At 58.1% G+C, this 23,268-nt stretch carries 17 protein-coding genes and 5 tRNA genes; 12 read left to right on the forward strand and 10 right to left on the reverse strand.

The genetic code is table 11. The features are described from left to right. The first annotated feature begins 177 nt into the window (after nt 1-177). The 5 genes from EKD05_RS17360 (at nt 178) to EKD05_RS17380 (ending at nt 5,858) form a co-directional block, all read left to right on the forward strand. Nucleotides 178-2,811, forward strand: coding sequence for a GAF domain-containing protein (locus EKD05_RS17360; protein WP_129675031.1), 2,634 nt, complete (start codon nt 178-180; stop codon nt 2,809-2,811). Next, nucleotides 2,808-3,551 (forward strand): response regulator transcription factor, encoded by a 744-nt coding sequence (locus EKD05_RS17365; RefSeq protein WP_129675033.1) that lies wholly within the window; start codon nt 2,808-2,810, stop codon nt 3,549-3,551. Before EKD05_RS17360 ends, EKD05_RS17365 begins: the two co-directional genes overlap by 4 nt. A gap of 119 nt (nt 3,552-3,670) precedes the next feature. After that, a complete protein-coding gene (locus tag EKD05_RS17370; RefSeq protein ID WP_165360783.1) occupies nt 3,671-4,012 on the forward strand; it encodes a PAS domain-containing protein in 342 nt (113 codons plus the stop codon). Between the two features lie 217 nt (nt 4,013-4,229). Beyond that, on the forward strand, nt 4,230-4,526 hold the full coding sequence (locus EKD05_RS17375) for an isoamylase early set domain-containing protein (protein ID WP_129675037.1): 297 nt from the start codon (nt 4,230-4,232) through the stop codon (nt 4,524-4,526). Nucleotides 4,527-4,694: 168 nt separating this feature from the next. Further along, a complete protein-coding gene (locus EKD05_RS17380) occupies nt 4,695-5,858 on the forward strand; it encodes a TRAP transporter substrate-binding protein (RefSeq protein ID WP_129675039.1) in 1,164 nt (387 codons plus the stop codon). Nucleotides 5,859-5,946: 88 nt separating this feature from the next. Here EKD05_RS17380 and trpE read toward each other — a convergent pair whose 3' ends face one another. Beyond that, a complete protein-coding gene (gene trpE, locus EKD05_RS17385) occupies nt 5,947-7,455 on the reverse strand; it encodes an anthranilate synthase component I (protein WP_129675041.1) in 1,509 nt (502 codons plus the stop codon). Between the two features lie 231 nt (nt 7,456-7,686). Continuing rightward, nucleotides 7,687-8,688 (reverse strand): tryptophan--tRNA ligase, encoded by a 1,002-nt coding sequence (gene trpS / locus EKD05_RS17390; protein ID WP_129675043.1) that lies wholly within the window; start codon nt 8,686-8,688, stop codon nt 7,687-7,689. A gap of 133 nt (nt 8,689-8,821) precedes the next feature. Between trpS and EKD05_RS17395 the strand changes: the two genes are divergently transcribed. Next, entirely contained in the window at nt 8,822-10,777 is a 1,956-nt protein-coding gene (locus EKD05_RS17395; protein WP_240695832.1) for a hypothetical protein, read from the forward strand. A 71-nt stretch (nt 10,778-10,848) separates the two neighbouring features. Here the strand turns inward: EKD05_RS17395 and EKD05_RS17400 are convergent, their stop codons facing one another. The 4 genes from EKD05_RS17400 to EKD05_RS17415 form a co-directional block, all read right to left on the reverse strand. After that, on the reverse strand, nt 10,849-12,207 hold the full coding sequence (locus EKD05_RS17400; RefSeq protein ID WP_129675047.1) for a TrpB-like pyridoxal phosphate-dependent enzyme: 1,359 nt from the start codon (nt 12,205-12,207) through the stop codon (nt 10,849-10,851). A gap of 393 nt (nt 12,208-12,600) precedes the next feature. Then, nucleotides 12,601-14,148, reverse strand: a complete 1,548-nt coding sequence (locus EKD05_RS17405; RefSeq protein ID WP_129675049.1) for an ABC transporter permease — start codon at nt 14,146-14,148, stop codon at nt 12,601-12,603. Further along, a complete protein-coding gene (locus EKD05_RS17410; RefSeq protein WP_129675051.1) occupies nt 14,141-15,133 on the reverse strand; it encodes an ABC transporter ATP-binding protein in 993 nt (330 codons plus the stop codon). The genes EKD05_RS17405 and EKD05_RS17410 overlap by 8 nt, the downstream gene beginning before the upstream one ends. An 8-nt stretch (nt 15,134-15,141) precedes the next feature. After that, on the reverse strand, nt 15,142-16,254 hold the full coding sequence (locus EKD05_RS17415) for a DUF3524 domain-containing protein (RefSeq protein ID WP_240695833.1): 1,113 nt from the start codon (nt 16,252-16,254) through the stop codon (nt 15,142-15,144). 88 nt (nt 16,255-16,342) lie between these two features. Between EKD05_RS17415 and EKD05_RS17420 the strand changes: the two genes are divergently transcribed. After that, nucleotides 16,343-17,140, forward strand: coding sequence for an enoyl-CoA hydratase (locus EKD05_RS17420; protein ID WP_129675053.1), 798 nt, complete (start codon nt 16,343-16,345; stop codon nt 17,138-17,140). Between the two features lie 291 nt (nt 17,141-17,431). Next, nucleotides 17,432-18,712, forward strand: a complete 1,281-nt coding sequence (locus EKD05_RS17425) for a S41 family peptidase (RefSeq protein WP_129675055.1) — start codon at nt 17,432-17,434, stop codon at nt 18,710-18,712. A gap of 287 nt (nt 18,713-18,999) precedes the next feature. Here EKD05_RS17425 and EKD05_RS17430 read toward each other — a convergent pair whose 3' ends face one another. Beyond that, nucleotides 19,000-20,220, reverse strand: a complete 1,221-nt coding sequence (locus tag EKD05_RS17430) for a PLP-dependent aminotransferase family protein (protein ID WP_129675057.1) — start codon at nt 20,218-20,220, stop codon at nt 19,000-19,002. Between the two features lie 76 nt (nt 20,221-20,296). On the opposite strand from EKD05_RS17430, the gene EKD05_RS17435 reads away from it, so the two are divergent. Further along, nucleotides 20,297-20,665: a hypothetical protein gene (locus EKD05_RS17435; protein ID WP_129675060.1), complete on the forward strand. Its 369-nt coding sequence runs from the start codon at nt 20,297-20,299 to the stop codon at nt 20,663-20,665. Nucleotides 20,666-20,745: 80 nt separating this feature from the next. On the opposite strand, the gene EKD05_RS17440 is transcribed toward EKD05_RS17435, so the two are convergent. From EKD05_RS17440 to EKD05_RS17450, 3 genes are all read right to left on the reverse strand, one after another. Then, entirely contained in the window at nt 20,746-21,933 is a 1,188-nt protein-coding gene (locus EKD05_RS17440; protein ID WP_129675061.1) for a PAS-domain containing protein, read from the reverse strand. 119 nt (nt 21,934-22,052) lie between these two features. Beyond that, a tRNA-Gln gene (locus tag EKD05_RS17445) sits at nt 22,053-22,126 on the reverse strand. Nucleotides 22,127-22,159: 33 nt separating this feature from the next. Continuing rightward, a tRNA-Leu gene (locus EKD05_RS17450) sits at nt 22,160-22,246 on the reverse strand. A 543-nt stretch (nt 22,247-22,789) separates the two neighbouring features. Here EKD05_RS17450 and EKD05_RS17455 point away from each other — a divergent pair. From EKD05_RS17455 to EKD05_RS17465, 3 genes are all read left to right on the forward strand, one after another. After that, a tRNA-Thr gene (locus tag EKD05_RS17455) sits at nt 22,790-22,865 on the forward strand. A 19-nt stretch (nt 22,866-22,884) separates the two neighbouring features. Next, nucleotides 22,885-22,970 (forward strand) — tRNA-Tyr (locus EKD05_RS17460). A gap of 45 nt (nt 22,971-23,015) precedes the next feature. Beyond that, a tRNA-Thr gene (locus tag EKD05_RS17465) sits at nt 23,016-23,091 on the forward strand. Nucleotides 23,092-23,268 lie beyond the last annotated feature (177 nt).

Below are 23,268 nucleotides of genomic sequence, written 5' to 3' on the forward strand. Positions count from 1 at the left end.
TAGTGGATTGCTATCATGAGGATGCAGTTGTGATGCGATCAGGTCAGATATATGTCATACTAGCATGACCTAGAGCGATCTCCCGCAACATCATCGTAGCGACCCGATAGCTATTGAATGAGGAATTGGCTATAGTGTACCATAAAAGGTACAATAGAGAGCGAAAGGAGCACAAAGATGCCACGCACAATCCGCCGCACGCCTCGTCGGCGTCTCCAGCATGCCAATCGCCTCTACCGAGTGCTGAGTCAGGTCAGTGAGACGATTGTGCGCCGGAATGACCGCCTGCTGCTTTTTGCCGATGTCTGTCAGATTGCAGTGGAAGAAGGGGGCTTCAAACTCGCCTGGATCGGCATGGTCGATGAACGGACGGGTCGCGTTGTGCCGATGGGCGTCAGCGGGGAAGCGTCCTCATATCCCTATGCGATCAAGGTGACGAGCCGGGATGAACCGGCGGGTCACGGACCAACAGGCACCGCTATTCGTGAAGGGCGTGCGGTTGTCTGCAACAACATTGCCGACAGCGCCAACACACGTCCGTGGCACCATCTGGCGGCCCATCATGCCTTACGAGCCTCAGGGGCATTTCCGCTTGTTGTCTATGGACGGGCAATCGGTGCGCTCAACCTCTATGCCGATAGCCGGGGCTTTTTTGATCGGCAGGAAGTTGGCATGCTCGAACAGGTCGCAAATGTGATCTCGTTTGCGCTCGAGAAACTGGAAGAAGAAGAGCGCCGCAACCGCGATGAGACCAACCGCCAGCTTGATATTGAACGGCAAGAGGCCCTGCTCCACCTGACCGAGATGACCAACCAGAGCGAACGTGAGGTGATCGAGTATGCGCTCGAAGAAGCAGTGCGGCTGACCAGCAGCAGCATCGGGTACCTCCACTTTGTCCTTGCCGATGGCGTCAACCTCCAACTCTTTACCTGGTCAAACAGCGTGCGCGAGGCCTGCTCGGCCGCCGCCAATACCCACTATCCCATCGCCAGCGCGGGCGTGTGGGTGGATTGCCTACGGACGCGGGCCCCCGTCTTCCACAACGATTATCAAAATTTACCTAATCGTCATGGCTACCCCGAAGGGCATATCCATCTGGTTCGCCATATGAGTGTCCCTCTGATCGACGGCGACCAGATCGTGGCGATTGCCGGCGTCGGCAATAAACTTGATCATTACGACGAAAAAGATGCCCGTCAGTTGCTCCTCTTTATGAGTGGCATGTGGGCGATGATCCAGCGCAAACGCGCCGAGTCGGCCCTCCGCGAGAGCGAAGCGCGCTACCGGCGCCTCACCGAACATGCCCCTGACATCATCTATCGGTACCGCCTGCACCCCGATCCAGGCTTTGAGTATGTGAGCCCGGCAGTTACGACCCTGACTGGCTATAGCCCAGACGATCATTATGCCGATCCGCAACTTGGCTATAAATTGATCCATCCTGAAGATCGCCATACCCTGAAAGATATGATGGAAGGAGGAGTGAGTTTCAAGCCAATTGAATTGCGCTGGGTACGCCGCGATGGTTCTGAACTCTGGGTTGAACAGCGCAATGTGCCGGTCTACAACGCCACTGGCGAGATCATTGCGATCGAAGGGATTGCGCGTGACATCACTGACCGCAAACTCGCCGAGACGACCCTGCGGGCAGAGCGGGCTCAACTTGAATATTGGGTGATGGAGCGAACGCGTGATCTGCGCCACGAACGTGATCGCACCCGTGCGATGCTCGAAGCCTTGAGCGAAGCCGTCATTGTCGTTGATCCAAACGGGGTCATTGACTACCTCAACCCTGCCGCGACCACCCTCACCGGGCTGCACGGCGGGATCAACCCGACCGTCTGGTCATGGTGGTGTACTCAGACGGCAGACGGAAACGCGAATACGCAACTCTGTGCCGCGCTGAAGAGTGGCCGCCGCTGGCAGGGTGAAGTTACGATGGTTGATGCCAGTGGCATTCCCTACGATGCGGCGATCACGGTTGCCCCCCTCTTCGATCCTGATGCACCAGGCCATCCCGTGCGTTTTGTGACGGTTCACCGCGATATTACGGCAACCCGGGCGGCCGAGCGGATGAAGGATCAGTTTGTCTCGAATGTCTCGCACGAGTTGCGCTCACCTACCTCGTTGATTACCATGCTTTCGGGCAATCTCGAATTGCTCTACCACCGGCTTGATGATCCTCGTCGCCTCGCGATCATTGCTGATATTCGTGCCCATACCCGTACCCTCAATGAACTCATTGGCAGTGTCCTGGAAATTTCACGCATTGACGGCGGGCGTGTGGATGGTGAACGCCACAGCATCGATCTGATGCGCCTGGTACGCGACGAGGTAGCCCAGTTTCTGCCGGTAGCGCGGCGCAAACATTTGAGCCTGACGGTCGAGCGAGGTCAGGCATTGCCCGTCATTGGTGAAGAGGGCCAGCTACGCCAGGTCTTGCGCAATCTCTTGACCAACGCGCTCAAATTCACGCCTGAGCATGGCCAGATTGTGTGTACGGGGGCCATCGTTGCCGATCAACTTGATCATACCTGGCCTGGGCACCTACGCCTACCGCCGGGGCAATGGGTGGCCCTACGGATCAACGATAGTGGCATCGGCATTCGGGCAACTGATCTGCCGCATATCTTTGAACGCTTCTATCGTGCCGAAACACAGGGCCATATTCCTGGCACAGGGCTGGGCCTCTCGATTGCTAGTGAATTGGTGCGCCTGCATGGCGGCACAATTGAAGTCAGGTCGACCCTAGGCATTGGCAGTACCTTTGTCATCTATCTGCCCCTTGACAGTGATGAAGAGGCCGTATGAAGAGCATGGCAGCCATTCTCATCATTGACGATCAGATCGAGCATCTGCAAGCCGTGCAGATGCTGCTCGAGGCCGAAGGCTATCGCGTGACGCTGTGTACCTCGGCGAGCGAAGCACTCACCATCCTTGAAACAGAGCCGATCAATCTGATCCTGGCCGATGTCGCGATGCCGCAAATGAATGGCTACCAGTTGCTCGAAACGATTCGCCGTCGGGTTGAATGGACCGGTATTCCCCTGGTCTATCTGACAGGCCGTGCCCTTGACAGCGATATTCGCTTTGGCAAAGCACTCGGCGCTGATGATTACCTCACCAAGCCGATCCAACCAGAAGATCTCCTGGCCGTGGTTGAGGGCAAATTGCGACGCTATGCCCAACTGCTCCAACGTACACCCGTTGCCCAGCCATCCGTCGCCGAGCAACTGCTCCGCCTCGGGCCTCTCCAGATTGATCCTGAGCGCCACCGCGCCTGGCTACACGACGAAGAATTGGTGCTCTCGGCACGCGAATTCACCCTGCTCACCGGTCTGATGCGCCAGGCTGGCCGTATCATGTCAGCACGCGAGTTGGTACAAATCACGCACAACCTTGACCTCGACGACACCGACGAAGCACGTGAACTCGTCCGCCCCCTGGTACGCACCCTCCGGCAGAAACTGAACCTTCCACTTGGACAACCAGGATCCATCGAAACCGTGCGCGGCCTAGGCTATCGTATGCTCGAAGCACCCCCGCTCTAAGCCCGCCAAACTTCACGCAAACTTCCCGTAAGTTACGCTTCTCAGCATAGATATTCTCGGTTATGCTGTACACAAGCTTGCCAGAATATTGACAAAGTATGTTCAGAATGCACTTCGTTATGACCCAGCACTTGCCAGCCATTCCCAACACTGACAGTCGTTCACCGCTGTGTGCCACGATCAACCTGAGCGGATCAATCATCACCCTCAATGCGGCATGGCACGAACAGCTTGGGTGGCCCGCCGAGGGCTTGCTTGAGACGATTTTTGTCACCCATGTCTATCCTGATGATCTCGAGCACGTGATCAGTGCGATCCATCTGGCCGTCAGCAACGAACAACCTGTGCGCTTTCGTTGCCGCTATAGCCACTACAACAACTCGTATCTGCCGATTAACTGGCAGGCCCACTTCAAGCTTGATAACCTCTGCATTGAACTGATCGGGCTGCTTGCACGATAATTCCACGAACTGCACGGAAATTGCACGGCTGATTGCAATGACATTCAGCGCACAATCCGGTATGCTCCATGGTATAGACACATCCCCGTAACGCCAACATCCAGGTCAGTTGTGTCCTCAATTGTTTTTACCTCACGCACAATGGAACAGTTTTTCCATGCCAGGATCGCATGAACACAGGGGCTGCTTCCAATCAGGCATTTAAGGAAAATGTACCATGGTTATCAAACACACTGTACCTGATCAACCCGACAAGCTGCAGCTTACCTTTTCTGTACCCTCCTCGATCTGGGCTGACCGGATCTATCTGGTCGGTGATTTCAACGAATGGAATGCCCGCGCCACGCCACTGCGCCGCTATGAGGAAGGTTGGAGTGTAGCCCTCCTGGTTGACCGTGATAGCCGTTACGGCTACCGCTACCTGCTTGACGACCATTCAGATATGTGTGACTGCCACGCCGATGCCTATGCACGCTCGGCTGATGGTAGCGCGATGTCTGTCGTTGTAAGTTAAGCTCAGTCATCACAACGCCCTAAAGACCCAGGGGTCGTCTGGTGCCAGATGACCCCTGGGCCTTTAGGACGTCAGCCCTACAATACGCTTGCTTGAAAATACGAGACCTGTTATAATGTTCCAACGTTTTCCCTGTCCCGGAATAATAACAGATGCTCAGGAGCAAGCATGAAACGACGTGAGTTTCTTCGCGGCGCGGCGGCTGGTGTACTCGGTACGGTCGGCATGACTCTCGCCGCATGTGGTGGTGCCCCCGCAGCCCCTCCCGCTGCTGAAGCCCCAGCAACCACAGGTGAGGCCCAGGCCCCTGCTCAGGCTTCGTCACTGCCAGCCGTTGAGTGGCGCATGGGTACGAGTTGGCCTATTTCACTTGATACGATCTATGGTGGTGCCACGGTGCTCGCTGAGCGCGTGAGCGAGTTGACCGATGGGATGTTCAAGATTACCACCTTCCCCGCTGGTGAGTTGTTTGGTGGCCTTGAGGTGCTGCAAAATGTGCAGCAGGGTACCGTCGAGTCGGGCCACTCGGCGATGTATTACTACGTTGGTCTCAATCCGGCCTGGGGTATCGCAACCTCGCTGCCTTTTGGCTTGACCGCGACCCAGCAGAATGCCTGGCTCTACCACGGCGGCGGTAACGAGGCGCTCGATAAGCTCGCCGCTGAATTTGGCTCGATCATCTTCCCCGCTGGCAATACCGGCACCCAGATGGGTGGCTGGTTCCGCCGTGAGATCAATACCGTCGCTGACCTCCAAGGTCTGCGTGTGCGTATCCCCGGCCTCGGTGGCCAGGTCATTCAGCGCCTCGGTGCCGTGACCCAGACGATCCCCGGTGGTGAGATCTTCCAGGCGCTCTCGACCGGTGCCGTTGATGCCGCCGAGTGGGTCGGCCCCTACGATGATGAGAAGCTTGGTCTAGCCGATGCTGCGGACTTTTATTATTCGCCGGGTTGGTGGGAGCCAGGCCCAACACTGCATGCAATGGCCGGCACCGATGCGTGGAGTAAGCTGCCCGTTGAATATCAGCGCATCTTCAAGGTCGCGGCCTGGGAATCAAATCTGAATATGATTTCCAAGTACGAGGCCCTGAATGGTGATGCCCTCCAGCGCATTCTCTCGGGTGGCAAGGTGCAGTTGCGGACCTATAGCGATGAGATTATGGTGGCCGCCCAGGCTGCCGCCTTTGAACTCTACGAAGAGACTGCTGCCAGCACGCCGATCTTCAAGGAGATCTTTGAGCCGTGGAAAGATTTCCGTAACCGCGTCTATGGCTGGAATAGTTCCAACGAGGCGACGTTTACCAACTTCGTCTACAATAATCCGCTCGCTTAACGAGTTCAAACTCGTTCAGATTACACGAGGGGCGCGACGGCGAAACCGTCGCGCCCCTCGTGCGTTTCTCTTTCCTATCTTCTCTTTCCTAAAGCATCGTCTCTGCCAAGTCAATCGCCCGCAAGAGCGCCGCCGCTTTATTGCGACTCTCTTGGTATTCCGCTTCCGGATCGCTGTCGGCGACAACCCCACCCCCGGCCTGGATGTACGCAACCCCGTCCTGCACGACCATTGTGCGCAAGGCAATGCATGTGTCCAGATCGCCGTTAAAGCCGACATGACCCACACACCCTGCATAGATGCCCCGCCGACTGCCTTCAAGCTCGGCAATGATCTCCATCGCCCGGATCTTTGGTGCGCCACTCACCGTACCCGCAGGGAAACATGCCCGCAGCGCATCAAGGGCTTTCAGGTCAGCACGGAGTTTGCCCGTCACATGGCTCACCAAGTGCATGACATGGCTATACTTTTCGACAAACATAAAGTCGGGTACGCGCACGGTTCCTGCCTCGCTGACCCGCCCGATGTCATTGCGCCCTAGGTCAACCAGCATCAGATGTTCGGCCCGCTCTTTTTCGTCATGCAATAACTCGTCAGCGAGCGCGGCATCCTCCACCAGATCATGCCCCCGCCGCCGCGTCCCCGCAATTGGGTGAGTGAGCACTTCACCCTCCTGCACCCGTACGAGTAGTTCAGGCGAGGCCCCAACCAGATCGCCTTCTGCCGTGCGCAATAAGAACATGTAGGGTGATGGGTTGACCGTGCGCAGGGCGCGATAGATGGTGACCGGATCAGCCGTTGTCGGGCGGGTGAAACGCTGCGAGGGCACCACCTGAAAGATGTCGCCCGCCATGATGTACTCTTTGGCATGCAAGACGTTCGCGTGATACGCGTCGCGACTCACGTTGGATTGGGGCTCGGTCGGTACGACAGGCACGAGCGCTGAGTGCGGTTCGTAGTTGCGCTCGCCGCCTACCAGACGATCACTCACGCTCACCGGCTGGCGTAGTCGTTCCACCAATGCCTCGATGCGCGCCGTGGCCCGCTCGTACTCGGCCTCTAGATCTTCGGCATCAAGGTGAACGTGCGATAAGACCTTGATCTTGTGGCGTAGGTGATCAAAAATCAATAGCGTATCCACAAACATCCAGAGACCTTCCGGCATCTGGTAGGCGCACGCCTCCGGCACTGGAAGCCGCTCGAAGTAACTGACCGTCTCGTAGCTCAGGTAGCCAACGGCACCACCAACAAACCGCGGCAGATCTGGCAAGCGCACCGGTCGGTAGGCGTTGAGGTAGCTGTCGAGCACCACCAGCGGATCAGTATAGGGAAGCGTCTGTTTGTACCCGCCCTGCACGGCCTGCGCCGTGCCGCGATCAAGCCGCAACACCATATACGGATCACTGCCGATGAACGAGTACCGGGCGATATGCTGCCCACCTTCAACACTCTCGAGCAGAAAACTATAGCTCCCGTGCGCCACCTTGAGATACGCTGAGACTGGTGTTTCAAGATCGGCCAAGATCTCGCGGTAGATTGGGCAGAGGTTGCCCTGACCTTGCAAGGTGCGTATCGTTTTGAGATCGGGTGTGTACATGGTTTTCCTTTTTGTTTAAGGGGCTGCCGCCCTAAAACCCTGTCGTTTGCTGGTTCAACACGCCAGCTACGCTGGCGTGTTGAACCACAAACGATGCCTGGGGGCTTGCGGTGCCCAACACCTCATGGCGTGTTGAACCACAAACGATGCCTGGGGGCTTGCGGTGCCCAACACCTCATGGCGTGTTGAACCACAAACGATGCCTGGGGGCTTGCGGCTCCCAACACCTCATCAGGTTGATAAGACAAACCCAACTCGCTCCATGACAAGGCGAACTTTTGGTTCGGCAACAGCCCGCGCCTGCTCAGCCCCGATGACGAGGATGCGATCCAGTTCCGCTGGATCGTCAATCAAGTGATAATACCGCTCACGAATTGGCCGAAGCACCTCGATGACCGCGTCTGCAACGTCGTTTTTTAGCGCACCATAGCCCTTGCCCGTAAAATGGGCTTCGATGGCGGGGCGACTCTGGCCGGTTGCGAGTTCGTAGATCTGCAGCAGGTTGTTGACCCCGGCCCGGGTGGGATCGTCGCTGAAGGTGATGTCGCGCCCGGGGTCGGTGACCGCACGCTTCACCACCCAGCGGATCTCGTCGGGTTCGTCGGTGATGCGGATCGCATGCCCCCGCGTAAAGTCGCTCTTGCTCATTTTGGCGGTCGGGTCGTTCAACGCCATAATGCGCGCCCCAGTCTCGCGGATCACCGGCTCTGGAACCACAAAGGTTTCACCATACAGGTAATTGAAGCGCTGGGCAATGTCCCGCGTTAGCTCAATGTGCTGCTTCTGGTCTTCACCAACCGGAACTTCATGCGTATCGTAGAGTAAGATATCTGCAGCTTGCAAGACTGGATAATCTAATAAACCCGCCAGCACACTCTCTTGTTTTTGTGCTTTCATTTTATACTGGGTCATACGCTCTAGCCAACCCAGCGGGGTGACACAGTTAAGAATCCAGCAACACTCGGCATGTGCCCGGACATGGCTCTGCACAAAGAGCGTCGTTTGTTGCGGATCGATGCCTGCCGCAATCAGCAGGGCCGCGAGTTCACGCGTCTGGCGTCGCAACGCCGCAGGATCCTGGGGTACCGTAATGGCGTGCAGATCAACAATGCAGATGAAATTGGTCTTTTCACCCTGGCCAGCCACCCATTGCTGGATCGCACCAAGGTAATTACCCAGATGCAGCATGCCCGAGGGTTGAATCCCCGAAAAGACACGCGGTTTCGGACTCATGTTCGCTTCTCCTTGTCTATCAGAGCCGCAGGGCATGGTATACTGCCCCGCAGAAAATGACCCTGTGCTCGCTATATGTTGAGGCCACGCCTCAGTGGATATGTCTACTTTTCCAGCCACGAAAGGAACCTCAGTGCCCCATTTGCCCTCATTGCGCCTGTTCGTCCTGGTGATCCTGCTCGTGTTCGCCTCATTGCCCCTGGCCCCTGTCCAGGCCCAGGCGCGCGCTTCGTTTACCAGTGCCCGCCCGGTTGTTGCCCCATTGGCCCCGGTGGTTGTCAATGTCAATGTGGCTGACTATCGTGGTCCCGCCACGCTCCTTGTTTTCGATGGGCGCGGGCGTGAGGTTGGCACGTTCCCCTTGCTGCTCGCCGACGGCTTCGGTGCGGTCGAGGTGGTGCCTCGCGGTGCCCTTGGCAACCATTGGGCCGCCCTCTTTCTCGAAGATGGCCGCCAAGTCGCCAATGGGACGCTCTATCGCCTTGATGCTCAGACGACCATCGAAACGGGTGTCGCCACGTTTGATCAGTTGTATGGGCGCGTGGCCGAGTTTATGGCCTCGAAACGCTTGAGCTACGCCCTCGATGGCAAACCTGTTGTCGGCTACCGCTCGCCTGATAGCCCCCTCCTCTGGCTGCGTGACCACTACTACCAAAATCGCGCCTTTCGCTACTTCGAGACCGACCTGACCAGTCTGCTCGAAGCCAACCGGCGTATCCAAGCCGATGATGGGAGCCTGCCCGATTTTGTGGCCCGGCCCGATTGGGGCATTGCCGCAATGCGCACCCCCGTCGAGGCTGATGTCGAATACCTCTATGTTCAGTTGATCTATGAGACCTGGCAGACCACCGGCGATACCGCCTGGATGCTCGGGATGCTCCCCTCGGCGCAGAAGGCGATCAACTATACGCTGACGTCGCCCATTCGCTGGGAACCCACGCTGGGCCTGGTCAAGCGTCCCTTCACGATTGACACCTGGGATTTCGAGTATGGGCCGACGACAACCGACCCCAATACCGGCAAGCCAGCGCCACGCCACTGGATCGATGAGCAGACCAAATGGGGCATCTTTCATGGCGACAATACGGGCCTGGCTGAAGCCTTGCGTTCACTTGCTGTCATGGAAGAGCAGGCCGGCCAGGTCGAGCTTGCGGCGCAGCGACGCAGCCTTGCGAGCGACATTATGGTGCGCCTCAACCGGCTCAGTTGGAATGGCACCTTCTACACGCACCACGTCAAACTCGTGCCTTACCAAGTGCCAGGTGTTGACGAAGCGACTCAGTTGAGCCTCTCGAATGCAGTTGCGCTCAATCGAGGGGTCTTGAGCCTGGCCCAGGGGCGGGCGATCCTGGCCGAATATCAGCGTCGACTCAATGATCCTTCACGCACCGCCTTTGCCGAATGGTACAGCATTGATCCACCCTTCCCCCCAGGCGCATTTGGTCTCGACGGGCGTCTCGGCGAACGCCCAGGCGAGTATGTCAACGGTGGCGTGATGCCGCTGGTCGGCGGCGAACTGGCGCGCGGTGCTTTTCGCCACGGCTACGAGAGCTACGGATTTGATATTCTTTACCGCTACGACCAGTTGATCCGTCGTACCGGTTCAACCTATCTCTGGTACTATCCGACCGGCGGCGTGGCGATTGTACGCGAATTTCTGCCCACCGACGGGTGGGGTTCGAGTGCGATGCTTGGAGCATTGATTGAAGGCGCAGCAGGCATCGAAGACCGCGGCCTGACCTATAGCATAACTCGCCTGAGCCCACGCTGGCTAGCCGATCCACGCACCCCCATCACGAACGCCTACGCCGTTGCCCGCTATGCCGCCTCAAACGGGTATGCCGCCTACCGCTGGAACTACACCCCGCCTGCATCACTCGGGGGCGACGGTCGGCTGACCCTTGAAGCCACCGGAAGCGGCGAGAACATCCAGGTACGCCTGTTGCTGCCGCCGACGCTCCGCACGGTGCGCAGCGTCATCCTCAACGGACAACCCGCGACCTACCAGATTGAAACCATTGGCCCAAGCCGCTATCTCACGCTCAACGCCGCCGGGCCACTTGTTAACGTACAGGTCACGCTCCGCTGAACTGCCGCCGCCAACGCCCCTCTAGCGGTATGGGGCCAAGGCGCACGCCTTGGCCCCATACCGCAACACTTCTACCCAACGCTTGGCAAACCGGCAAGCGCCATCGCAACCTCTTCGCTCGAGTACTCGAAATCTTTCAGTTTGCCAGCCATATAGTCGGTATAGGCCGTCATATCAAAGTGGCCGTGACCGCAGAGGTTAAAGAGGATCGTCTTGCTGACGCCCTCTTCTTTGCAGCGCAGCGCCTCATTGATCGCCGCAGCGACCGCGTGGTTCGCCTCGGGGGCCGGCAAAATGCCCTCGGCACGGGCAAACTGGATGCCAGCCGCGAAGGTCTCGAGTTGCTGCACATTGGTCGCCTCGATCTGGCCCAGTTGAAGCAAGTGGCTAACGAGCGGGGCCATCCCGTGATAGCGCAGACCACCCGCGTGGAAACCGGACGGCACAAAGGTATGACCAAGCGTATGCATCTTCACCAGCGGTGTCATCCCCGCAGTATCACCATAATCGTAAGCGTATTTGCCTCTGGTCATACTTGGGCACGCGGCCGGTTCGACCGCCACGACCCGCACATCACGCTCGCCACGCATCTTGGCCCCAATAAAGGGGAAGGCAATCCCGGCAAAGTTGCTACCGCCGCCGGTGCAACCGACGATAATATCGGGATAATCGCCGGCCTGCTCAAGCTGCGCCATCGCCTCTTGCCCAATCACCGTCTGGTGCAACAACACATGGTTGAGCACACTGCCGAGCGCATAGCGCGTATCATCGCGCTGCACCGCCACCTCGACGGCTTCGCTAATCGCGATGCCCAGGCTGCCCGTGCTATCGGGATGTTCAGCGAGAATGGCCCGCCCTGACGCCGTCTCTTCGCTTGGACTCGCGACCACGCGTGCCCCATAGGTCTCCATCAAAGCCCGGCGATAGGGCTTGTGGTTAAAACTGACCTTGACCATATAGACCAGCACTTCGAGGTCAAAGAGCGCCCCCGCAAAGGCGAGTGACGAACCCCACTGGCCGGCCCCCGTTTCGGTGACGAGGCGCTTGACACCCTCTTGCTTGTTGTAATACGCCTGCGCAACGGCCGTATTTGGCTTGTGGCTCCCTGCGGGGCTGACACCCTCGTACTTATAGTAGATCTTGGCCGGCGTATCGAGGACCTTCTCCAGGCGACGGGCGCGATAGAGCGGCGTCGGGCGCCACTGGCGATAGATCGAACGCACCTCATCAGGAATTTCAATCCTACGCTCGGTGCTCACCTCTTGCAGAATCAGGGCCATAGGAAAGAGAGGGGCAAGATCAGCAGGCCCAATCGGCTGCTTTGTCCCGGGATGCAACACCGTCGGCAGCGGCACCGGCAGATCGGCGACAATGTTATACCAGAACTCCGGCATCTCACGTTCACTCAACAGATACTTGACCGTCTCCATCAGCATGCTCCTTGTCTCAACGCAGAATTACAGACAATAAAAAAGCCCCCACCCCCAGCAGGGGGCGAGAGGCGAAAAGATCGCGGTGCCACTCTCGTTCGCAGCCATCACTGACTGCGCACTCACCTGGTACTGTCGAAGCAACTGCGCGCAATTGCCCTCGCTCTATACCATCTGCCTTGCTAACGGTGGCAGTTCCGGCGGCTCCTACTATGGCACCAGTGGTACCAGTTCGCTCCGCGACTCCCGGGTCCATTCCACACCGTCGTGCGCTCCGGCCTCACACCATCTACCGGATCGCTGGGCCGCCGTACCGTGTGTACTCTTCCCGTTCACAGTCGTTGATCTTTAGTTGGCGTGAGTATAGCACGCGCCCATCAAAAATGCAAAACTTCACGCCCGCTGCAACTGGCGGCGGGTGATGATGACGACAAGGGCAAAGGTAATGATGGAAATCAAGCTCAGGCCAAGCCAACTGCCCGGCGAGGGGGGCAGACCGCGCAGCATCAGGTACTGAAACCCGGCCAACCCGTGGCTCATCGGGATCGCATAGACCACCGGCAGCGCAACGGGGGCGAAACTCTCGACACTGATGAAAAAGCCGCTGAAGAAGATCGAGAGCAAAAGCGAGATCATCGCAAGCTGAATCGCCTGGCTATCGGAACCCGAGAGCGCCGAGATGAGAAAGCCGACCCCCAGCGAGGCAATGATCAGCAAGAGGGTCAGACCGGCAAATTGGAGCCAGTTGCCCAACAAGGGGACGCCAATCACCAGCATGGCGATAATCAGAGCCAGAGTCGCAAGGCCAATAAAGACGATATAGCCCAGATATTTGCCGATGATCAACTGGTGCAAGCTCACCGGGGCGACGCGAAAAACCTCAAACGCACCCATCAGTCGTTCGCGTACCAGGGCCAACGCCCCCAGGGTAATTGCCGTGTGCTGCACCAGCAAAGCTAACACGCCAGGCGAATAGTAAACCACCGCCGAATACGCACTACCCCTGAGATTGCGGTAGCTCAGCTTGACCGGCGAGACCAAGCGATCAGGGGCGATATTGACAAAGATTTCCAGGGTACCACTCAAGAGTTGCAGATCGCTGCGGGTTTTGGTCAATTCGAGCAAGCCCTCGCTCAGCGTCTCGTCAAGCAAAGCACGCCGCACCTCGCGCAGATTGATGCGCACCCTTGTCAAGATCGGGCGCAACTGGGCCAGTTCATCCGAGTGCTGCGCCAGTACCTCTTGGGGTGGCAGGATCCGATTCAGTTCATCAAGGAAATCAATGAAGGTTTTCAGATCCTGTTCCGCCGCTTCTTTCCGGGCTTCACTAATACCCTGCTCGAATTCAAGAATCTTGCCCTCAAAATCAACCACCCGCACCCGTATCCCGGCAGCCTCTTCCTGAGCACGCGCCGTCGTCACTACCAGCAGCGTCCGGTTGATCTCGTTCACCTGCGCATAAGCAAGGTATTGCACCCATCCTTCCACCAGTGGATTGATCACATTGGCGGTAAAGAAAATCTCGGGGCTCACCCCACTCCGCATCGTTTGAAAAATATTGTCGGGCAACACCTGGATCAGATCAATCGCCCCTGTTGCTAACAGCGCCTCGGCTTCAGCCTGGTTCCTGGTGACCAGACGCAAATCGAAGTTCAACCCGATGACCTGGCGAAGCTGTTCTTCTTCCAGGCCGGGTATGCCCTCGGCGGGAAGAACGACGGCTGTACGCACACGCGGGTTGCTATTGACATAGGTGCTGCCAAAGAGGATGAGTACCAGCAATGGCCCAATAATCAGACTCAAGATCAAGAGCGGCTGGCGGCGAATTTCGTTGACTTCTTTCCAGAAATAGGCCCGCACACGGATCAACCAGCGTTGCCATCCTGGGGTCACAATCGTCTCACGCGACGCCACAACCGGCTTGTCCGAAAGCTCAGCCATGATCAGCCTCCTGCGGTGCCTGCGCTTCCTCCATCAACCGGATAAAGATATCATCGTAGCTCACGTCGAGCGGGGCCGCACTGGCAACGACGATCCGCGGGCGCTGGTTTTCCAGGCGATTCAAGACCTCGGGCAGATATTCGCGGGCATCCTCCACCACGACATGCAGGTCAGTTTCGCTGTTGGGGGCAACCCGTACGCTCTTGACCACCTCACGCCACCGGCGCAGCGTGGCGAGCGCCCGCCCGATGTTCTCAGGATCTTCCAGGGTCAAATCAATGATCTCGCCCCCGAGCACGCGTCGCCGCAGGCCCATTGGTGTATCAACCGCCAGAATACGCCCTTGCCGCATCACGGCAACATAGTCGCAGTAGATCGCTTCACTGACGATCTGCGTGGTGACAACCAGCGTACGGCCCTCGTCACGCAGACGACGAAAATATTCCCAGAAGCGCTGACGCAAGACCGGGTCAATGCCAGCCGTTGGCTCATCGGCAAAGAGCAGCACTGGATCATGCATCAGGGCACCCACAAGCATCAGGCGGCGCTGCATGCCTCCTGAAAGATTCTGCCCCAGACGATCACGGGCGTCGGTCAGATCAACAAAAGCCAGCAATTCGTCCATCCGCACGTTAATCTGACGCGTCGACATGCCATAGAGTGAGGCAACAAACGAGATATTCTCGGCCACACTCAACCGTGGGTAAAGCACAAATTGCTGCGGGATGTACCCGATCCGTTCCCGGTCTTCGGCGGTAAAACGGGTTGGCGTGCGCCCAAGCGTGGTAATCGTGCCGCGCTGCGGGGCAAGCAAGCCCAGGGCAACCCGACATGTGGTTGTCTTGCCACATCCCGATGGCCCGATCATGCCGAGAATGGTGCCCTCAGGCACGCTGTAGTTCTGGTCAAAAATACCAGCACCATTGCCAAAGTTGACCTCGACCCCTTCAGCATGAATGGCAAGTTGTTTCTGCGTAGCGGTCATGTTATGATCTACCCTTCACCAAAGATCCGATCATAGAGCGGTGCCATCTGTTGCCAATCGTATGGCGAAGCCAGCGCTTGCCAGGTCGCACGCGGAATTGCGCCTACCCGTGCAAGTGCTGCCTCAAGCGCCACGGCAAGCGCGGCGGCCCCTCCACGATGATCATAGAGACATGTATTGTGCCATAACCTCGGCAAAAGATCAGGGTAATTGAGATAATCTGGTAGGACAGGTTCGCAACCACACGCGAGCGCTTCGATCACGCCAATGCCAAAGAACTCCTGCGCCGCTGTACTCACCACAAGATCGGCCTGGTGAAGCAGGCGCGCATAGGAGGCCCGGTCGGGCGCATACCCCCAGTGCAGCAGATGATTGGCCCAGCGTTCGCGGGCGGCAAGAAATAACGGTGCGCGCGGATCGATATGCTCACCTGCTACAATCAGGCGAAAAGCCACCCGTCGCGCTGCAAGAATCTCGAGCGCAGCAAAAAAGAGTTCGGGCTGTTTATCATAGTCCCATCGTGAATTCCAGAGCAAAATCGGTGGCCCTGGGGGTGTCCATAGCGCATCACGCTGCTCAAGTGACGCGAGATCGATCCCGGGTGCCAGCACGCTACTCTTCGTTGCAAGCTGATTCACCAACTCAAGTTCGTGGCAATCATGATACCGACGCACCAGACCCGGCAAGGCACCAAGCAATTCGCGCTGGTGAAAAGCCGAGTTGAACAAGAGCCGGTCGGCCACAAGCGCCGATGTATAGTTGATCCAGGCAAAACTGAGATCACGCTGGCGACCTGGCGGCAATGGGTAGGTTAGTTGATTTTCGTGAAAATAGACCAAGGCCGGCACGCCGCCAAGCAGATCCGCTGTCAGCGCCCGAAACGTGGCGAGATCAAGCATATCACTCGCAATGATCAGGTCAGGTCGTTCAGCACGCTCACGCACCATCCGCGCAAGCGTAAGCGCCCCGCCGCGCATCCGCCAGCGCCACCCCCCACTGGTCGTCAGCGTCAATAACGTCACCTGGTGCGCGCTGCGCGCCGCATAGCCTGCGGCCACCGCTGCATGCGACCCACCATGAAAAGGATCAAGCCACAGAATCCGCACGATCTCAGCCCCCATCCTCGCACCGCTGCTTGCGCACTTGCCTCGAAGATTGTACCATTGCTCGCGAGAAGCCTTAGCATCACCAAGCAAGAAGGAGTTGTCAATGACGACCAGCCCTGTCCCTACCTACCAGCATATTTTGCTCACAGTCGAAGACCGCATCGCTATCGCCACAATGAATCGTCCCTCGCGGCGCAATGCCCTCTCGCTCGAACACATGGAAGAATTGATCGACGCCTTTCGCACCCTGGGGCGACGGGGCGACATCGGGGTGATTATTCTCCGGGGGGCAGGCCCAGCCTTCTGTGCAGGACATGATTTGAGTGAGATGACCGGACGCAGCCCCGAGTTTTATCGCCATATCTTTGATATCTGCACTGTCTTGATGGAGACGATCCAGGCGATCCCCCAGCCCGTCATTGCCCAGATCCATGGCATTGCTACGGCCGCAGGATGCCAACTGGCCGCCACATGTGACCTTGTGGTTGCCGCCGACGATGCCCGTTTTGCCACACCAGGCGTCAAAATAGGCCTCTTCTGCTCAACACCAATGGTTGCGCTCAGTCGCGCTGTGCCAGCCAAACTCGCTCTCGAAATGCTCTTGACCGGCGACCCGATCAGCGCCAGCGAGGCCCACCAGTTTGGCCTGGTCAACCGCGTGGTGCCTATCGCCGACCTCGAAACAACCACCCTTGCCCTGGCGCAGAAGATCGCCTCGGCCAGTTCCGCCGTGATTGGCATCGGCAAACAGGCCTTCTATCGCCAGATCAACATGCCCCAGCACCAGGCCTACGGCTACGCCAAAGAAGTCATGTCCTTCAATGCCACCTTCGCCGATGCCCAGGAGGGGATCTGTGCTTTCCTCGAAAAGCGCCCACCCCAATGGAGTGATCGTTCGTGAGCATCACCGGGGCCTGTGGCCCCGGTGATGCTCACCTTTACCGATCCGCAAAAGGCTGCCCATCCCGGGCAGCCTTGCGGATCTAACCTTGCTTTGAAAAGCGCCCACCCCAATGGAGTGATCGTTCGTGAGCATCACCGGGGCCACAGGCCCCGGTGATGCTCACCTTTACCGATCCGCAAGGCTGCCCAGCATGGGCAGCCTTGCGGATCTAACCTTGCTTTCATCTTGCAAGCCATCAGCCGGTGTTATACTGAATGAAGATAGTCAATAATAACAGGATAACATCTTATGGCTGAACAGTCGCCTTTTGCGTTTCTTCGTCTGCGCTTGCCACTCTGGGTGGTGAGCGCATTGCTTGTGATAGTCCTGGCCGGAGGCCTCGGTGTTGGGCTGCTGGTCGGGTTTCTGGCCAATCGTTCGCCCATTGCTTGCCCCGAAAGCCCTGAGGTCTGTGAAGAGTTCGCGATCTTCTGGGAAGCCTGGGAATTATCACGCTCGCGCTTTGTCGATCCCGAAGCCGCAAACCCCGAGGTGATGACCGCCGGCGCGATCACGGGCATGGTTGATAGTCTCGGCGACCAAGGCCATACCCGGTTTTTGACCGCGAGCGAGGCTGAGGCCTGGGATACCTCGTTGAGTGGCTCGTTTGAAGGGATCGGAGCCTATATTGACGTGAGCGATGGTCAGACAATGATCGTTGCCCCAATCGAAGGCTCGCCCGCCGAGCAAGCCGGTATTTTGCCCGGAGATGCCATCCTCGCCGTCGATGGCGATCCAACCACCGGCTGGTCCATCGATCTCCTCCGCACCCGGGTGCGTGGGCCCAAAGGCACGACCGTTACGCTGCTCTTGCAACGTGCAGGCGTTCCCGAACCATTTGAGGTCGCGGTGGTGCGTGATCAGGTGGTCGTGCCAAGTGTGAGTTGGCAACTCTTGCCGGAAGAGATCGCCCTCGTACGCCTGAGTTCGTTTGATAGCAATTCGGGTAGCCAGATGCGCGAAGCGCTGGTCGCCGCACGCGAACAGGGTGCGCGTGCCGTGATTCTCGATCTGCGCAATAACCCCGGTGGCTTGCTCGACCAGGCGGTTGAGGTAGCCAGTCAGTTTCTCCCCGCTGGCACCGTTGTGCTGCAGGAAGAAGACCGGGAGGGACGCCGTACCAGCCGCACAACAGAGAGCGGCGGGGTAGCCCTTGATCTGCCCCTCTTCGTCTTGATCAATAACAACTCGGCCAGTTCATCCGAGATCGTCTCGGGGGCGTTTCAATCGGCTGACCGCGGTATGCTGATCGGCGAGACAACCTTTGGCACCGGCACCGTCCTGACACCTTACCGCCTCAGCGATGGCAGCCGCCTCCTGCTCGGCACCCAGCAATGGCTCACCCCCGATGGAGCCTTGATCCGTGGCCAGGGCATCACTCCCGACGAAGAGGTACAACTCCCCTTTGATGTGGTACCGCTGCGCCCTACAGATGTTGAAGACCTGAGTCGCGACGAGATTTTTGCGAGCGATGACATCCAACTCGTCCGCGCCCTCAAGCTTGCGACAGAAACGGTCGGCACCCGGTAATTTATCCACGCAAGAGCGCACGTTTACGCGTGCATGCCGCATAGTCATGCTGAACGCAGCGAAGCATCTCTGCCTTCTGCAAGCCTGAGGCTCTAAGACCACTACCTTGCCAAGAAGGACGAAGGGTAGAGGCACCCATGGCGGGTGCCCTTGCCCCGTTGCGCACAGCGCCACGGGCCTGCGGGTCTGTGGCACTCAGGGTGACCATGCGCCATGTTTATACATGGCATAGCTCGGGCAGAGGGCACAACGCGAGGTAGGCTCGCGTTGTGCCCTCTGCCTGGAAGCTACAGCGCCAGACTCGCCAAAATGACCCCTCCAAGACGCCGAATTCCCTCTTCGATCTGCGTCGGGTTGCTATGCGAAAAGTTCAGTCGCATCGTATTGCCCCCACCACCATCGGGGTGAAACGCACGTCCTGGAACAAACGCCACATGCTCGGCCACCGCCTGTTGCAAAAGCGGCTCGGCCTCAAGCTCAGTTGGCAAGCGCACCCAGAGGAACATCCCGCCACCGGGACGTGTCCAGTGCATCCCCCCCACACCTGCACACGTCTGATCAAGCGCCTGAAGCATCACATCGCGGCGCTCACGGTAGAGATCGCGTAGGCGCGGGGTGTGCTGTTCAAGCAAGCCGTCACGGCAGGCGTAATAGGCAACAACCTGGGCCATGCTGCCCGTGTGGAGATCGAGCCCCTGCTTGAGCATCACCAGCCGATCAACCAGTGGTTGCGGGGCAACGATCCACCCTACGCGCATCCCTGGTGACAGCAGTTTCGAGAGCGTCCCCAGATAGACAACATGGCGCAATTCGCCATGCAACTCAATATCGAGCGCCGCCAGGGGCGTTGTCCGCGACCCTTCATAGTAGAGCTCACCATAGGGGTCATCTTCGATGATCGGCAATGTATAGCGTGAAGCCACCTCGATCAAGCGTCGGCGGCGCTCATCGGCCAGCGTCACCCCGGTGGGGTTCTGGAAACAAGAGACAACATAGAGAAAGCGCGGACGCGCCCCGGCAGCGAGCAGCGCTTCGAGGGCATCAACATCAAGCCCCTGGTCGTCGAGCGGCACGCTCAAATAGTGGGGGCGAATCGTCTGCCACGCCTGCAAGGCCCCCATATACGTAGGCTCTTCGACCGCAACCAGGGCACCGGGATCAATCAACAGACGACCTACCATATCGAGGCCCTGCTGCGAACCCGACGTCACCAGCACTTGATCGGCAGGCACCGTGATGCCAAGGCGGGCCATCCAGGTCATAAGCAACTCGCGCAGCGGGCCAAAACCCTCAGTCGGGCCATACTGCAAGGTCACCAGCGGACTTTCAACCAGCGCCCGTTCGGCTGCGGCGGCGATCTCCTCAACCGGAAAAAGCTCCGGGGCCGGCAAACCACCCGCAAACGAAATCATCTCAGGCTGGGCCGTCACCTTCAGCAGATCACGGATCGCCGAGCTATGCATCTCTGCGGCACCAGCCGCAATCCGATTCGTCCAGACCGAGTCCATGCGGTATACTCCTCAAGAATGATCTCGAACACGAACGCCCAACCGGAGGCTTACCTTTATGCGTGAAGTGTAGCATATGGAACGCCTTGAGGCATTGCATAGCCGTCTCCAACTAACTATTTCCGGCTTATTGGTGGTACTCATCTGCTGGGGGCTGATCAGCATCCTACGGGGCCGGTTTGGCAACGGGTACACCGCAGGTCTTTGGATCGCACAACTCCTCCTCATTGCTCAGAGTATCCTGGGTTTGCTCTGCCTTCTGCGGGTGCCCAACCCGATCTATTTCGCGTTGCATAGCATCTACGGTCTCCTTATCGTCACCGTTCTGCCCGCGATGCTCCACTATACTCAGCAACGAACAGGCAAGCGCGAAGCCATCTTGCTCACGGGCATCTGCCTGATGGTGCTCGTCATGGTGCTGCGAGCCTTCGAGACAGCAGTGTAAGGGGCCTGGTTCTATTTGTGCAGAGCGCAGGAGAAGATCCGGCTCACCTTCCCAACGGGCTAGACATAGGGCAACAACAACTACCCCTCACGCAAAGCATAACGCACCCCATCCTGCAGACTCGCTCGCGTCACAATCTCACCGAGGTCAATGCCAAGCGTCACCAGCGTTTCAGCGACATCAGGGCGAATCCCGGTGAGCACCATCCGTGCCCCGAGCAAGCGGATAGCGCGGGCGCACTGGATCATCAACCCGGCAACATAGGTATCGACCACCGGCACACCGGTGATATCGAGGATTACCAGTGAAGCCTGCTGCTCTTCAACTGCATTGAGCAGATGCTCAACCACACGATTCGCACGTGCGCCATCAATCGCCCCGATCAGGGGCAAGACAAGCGTACGCGCACTGATCCGCAACAGGGGGGTGGAGAGTTCGGCCAGCAACGTTGACTGCGCCGTAATGGTCGCTTCCTGGGCTGCGGTCTGTTCACGCAGCTCACTTGCAAGACGTTGCTCGGTAATATCGGTGCGAATACTGACCATAGCTCCATCATCAGTTTGATGATTGACCGCCCGGATCCAGCGTCCATCAGTGATTTGGTGCTCACTAGAGGTCCCTTCACGAAACTGCGCATACTGGCGAGCAAAAAACGCCTCAACCGTATCACTGGCAAGCATAAACTGCCCCCGCTCGACACTGACACGCAGAATTTCGCGGAAACTCCGCCCCTGGCGCAACAGATCCGCACACAGCGGATAGATCTCGCGGTAGCGACGATTGCAAAACACGAGACGTTCTTCCTGGTCATAGAGCGCAAAGCCATCAGAAATGCTCTCGATCGCATCGCGAAACTGTTCAAGCAACTGCTGGGTTGCAGCTTCAACCATCTGCCAACGCGTCACCTCACTGAGTTGCCAGAGGCAAAACCCATGGTCAATCCTGGCGAGGGTCGCATTGACCCACCGATCAGGCGGCTCGGCAAGGGCAGCGTCAAAACTAACACGATGAAGCTCATCAGCCTGGAGATGGTTCAATTCCACCTGTATTTGCTGCAAGTGGACTGGCTCCCACGCAAAGAGTCGTGCAACAGTCTCAGTCAACGGTTGACCAAGCCCGGTATCAAAAAACATATCGCTCCAGGCCGGATTCACCGCTGCCAGATGGCCGGTGGAATCAACCAGTGCGCATGGTTCGGGAAGATACGCGATGAAGGTGGCGAATGATGCCAGCATGGAAGCACCGTGAGGTTCAGCCGACTCGGACATAACAGACACTCCTGAAACAGGGCGCAGTCACTGAAGTCGTGAAACAAAGGTCGCGCAACGCACCAGAAAAAACCAGAAAAAACCGTTGCGTACTGTCCCGTACGCAACGGTTTTGAGATTGGCTGGGGCACAGGGACTCGAACCCCAACTACCTGATCCAGAATCAGGCGTTCTACCGTTAAACTATGCCCCACTACAGCCGTGTTAACTTTGCAAAAAACCAGATTGGTGCCGAAAGTGGGACTTGAACCCACACGAGGTTGCCCTCACTACGCCCTGAACGTAGCGCGTCTGCCAATTCCGCCACTTCGGCAAGCAAACCAATCGGGTGTTATGATAGCGTACTCAAAGGTATTTGTCAAATATCATAACACCGGTAACTAGGGCGATTGCATCTTCCGGGTATGCACCCCGCCAGGGCACCCGCAAGGGGCGTCAAAGGGTTTCACCTGCTCGGTCACGGGCGTTCCCGTGCGCGCTATTGCCATCTGGCAGCGCGCCAACCCATCAAGCATGCCCGGTGTGCGCCGGGACACCGCTCCGTTCCCCCACGGATCGCGGCGGCGCACACCGGGCAGGTTTCCAGAAGCCCTCCCGGGCCTCAGGGGGGGGGTTGACGCCCTCTGGTGAAACCCTCACCGAGCCCCGGCCCCGTACGGGCACCCGCAAGGGCTGCCCCTCGACCGAGCCCCGGCCCCGTACGGGCACCCCTTGCGGGTGCCCTGATAGAGCGTCTTTTTGTCTCCGGTTTCGTATGATGCAATCGCCCTAGTTGCAACCCATGCCTTATTTGCATGATCTGCGTGGTTATGCTACAATGCTCAGGCTGTGGTCGGACGGTGACTTTAAGCTGCTTGCCGACGTAGCTCAATTGGCAGAGCAACGGTTTTGTAAACCGTAGGTTCAGGGTTCAATTCCCTGCGTCGGCTCCATCACAGACATATACCGTGTGGGTCGGTTCCGGAGCGGTCAAACGGGGCAGACTGTAAATCTGTTGGCTTACGCCTTCGCAGGTTCGAATCCTGCCCGGCCCACCACTTGTAAACGTGAAACCCAGACGCGCTGGGTTTTGCCTTGACAATGCCTACGTAGCTCAGTCGGTAGAGCACGTCTTTGGTAAAGACGAGGTCACGGGTTCAAGTCCCGTCGTAGGCTCCAGAACTGCTCAGACGGGGCACGTTAGGTTGCCGTGCATAAGATGCTCGTGCCAGCTGATGCAGGCGCGAGTCGCGTTATTTTTAAGGAGCACGAGGAGTTCATGGCGAAGCAGAAATTCGAGCGGACGAAGCCGCACGTCAACATCGGCACGATTGGGCACGTAGACCATGGCAAGAC

The sequence above is a fragment of the Candidatus Chloroploca sp. Khr17 genome, assembly GCF_004138165.1.
Classification (GTDB): Bacteria; Chloroflexota; Chloroflexia; order Chloroflexales; family Chloroflexaceae; genus Chloroploca.